This is a genomic window from Endozoicomonas sp. SESOKO2, from assembly GCF_024606245.1.
In the GTDB taxonomy this organism is placed as follows: Bacteria; Pseudomonadota; Gammaproteobacteria; order Pseudomonadales; family Endozoicomonadaceae; genus Endozoicomonas_A.
Genome location: NZ_JAHHPQ010000029.1, coordinates 1 through 1,460, shown reverse-complemented (window position 1 = coordinate 1,460; position 1,460 = coordinate 1). Strand labels below are relative to the sequence as shown.

The 1,460-nt window shown below is 49.6% G+C and carries 1 pseudogene; it reads left to right on the top strand.

Annotated elements, in window-relative coordinates:
* Positions 1 to 21 precede the first annotated feature (21 nt).
* Positions 22 to 1,343: pseudogene (locus KDK17_RS19420) on the top strand (Na+/H+ antiporter family protein).
* The last annotated feature ends 117 nt before the right edge of the window (positions 1,344 to 1,460 follow it).

Here is a 1,460-nt window from a genome sequence, read left to right as displayed (position 1 = left end):
AAAGTACAATGTGGAAATAATATGAACGCAGTGATTCTGGCTGTCGCCGTCATGCTCGCATTGAGTTTGTTGCGCGTGAATGTGGTTCTGGCGCTCTTTATTGGGGCTATGGCCGGGGGACTGATTGGAGGTCTGGATATTGTCCAGACGCTTGAGGCATTTTCAAGAGGCCTGGGCGGTGGTGTGGGCATTGCCATCAGTTACGCTATGCTGGGGGCTTTTGCCATGGCCATTGGTCGCTCCGGCATACCCGAGTGGATGGCCGGGAAGATCATTCGCAAAGTGAAAGGCAGCAACAATTCGCAGAATAATGTAAAGCTAAAATACAGTTTGTTCCTGACGCTTGTGTTGATGGCTTTTTCTTCCCAGAACTTGATACCTATCCATATAGCTTTTATTCCCATACTGATTCCTCCTTTGTTATCGGTATTCAGTGCTATGGCAATTGATCGTCGTCAGGTAGCCTCCTTATTACCTTTGGACTTACCGCGACCTACATGCTCTTCCCTATAGGGTTTGGCAGTGTGTATCTGAACCAGATTCTTGGTGGCAACCTCCATGAAAATGGGCTGGATATTGAATTGAGCCAGATGCCACTGGCGATGGCGATTCCCGTTTTTGGCATGTTTCTGGGATTACTGATAGCGGTTTTTTTCAGTTATCGAAAGCCGAGAGCCTATCGTGTAGAAGAAACCCTTTTGATCCACGGACAAGATGTTCAGTTAAGCAAGGCTGCCATCATTACCTCTGCCATTGCCATCGTGCTGGTGCTGGTAAGTCAGTTGATGACAGGTTCCATGGTTCTGGGGGCCGCAATGGGTTTTATTACAATGGTCATCGGGCGGGTAGTCTACTGGCGGGAAGCGGATGAGGTATTCAATGAGGGCCTGCGAATGATGGCCGTTTTTGGCTTCATCATGATCTCGGCCGCGGGCTTTGCGGAAGTGCTGCGTTCAACAAAAGATATTCCGGCACTGGTGAGTCAGGTGCAGATTTTTGTGGGAGGCAGTCAGGCCCTTGCGGCCATTCTTATGCTTCTGGTCGGTTTGCTAATCACGATGGGGATTGGCTCTTCGTTCTCAACGGTTCCGATCATTGCCACCCTTTATGTGCCACTGGGTATGGAACTTGGTTTTACGCCACTGGCCATAGCCTGTCTTGTGGGAGCCGCCGGAGCGTTAGGTGATGCAGGCTCTCCGGTTTCGGAATCCACCATTGGTCCCACCGCCGGTTTGAATGTGGATGGTCAGCACGACCACATTCGGGATTCGGTGATTCCTACCTTTCTGCACTTTAACATCCCGATGATCATTTTTGGCTGGATTGCCGCCATGATTCTCTGATTCCGAAAACACAAACAGGGCCAGATGGCCCCGTGCGAATCACTTATGAATCTGTGAATTAAAGATCAAGTTCAGATAGATACTTTTCAACAACCTTGGCAGGGAGTGGGATGTAAC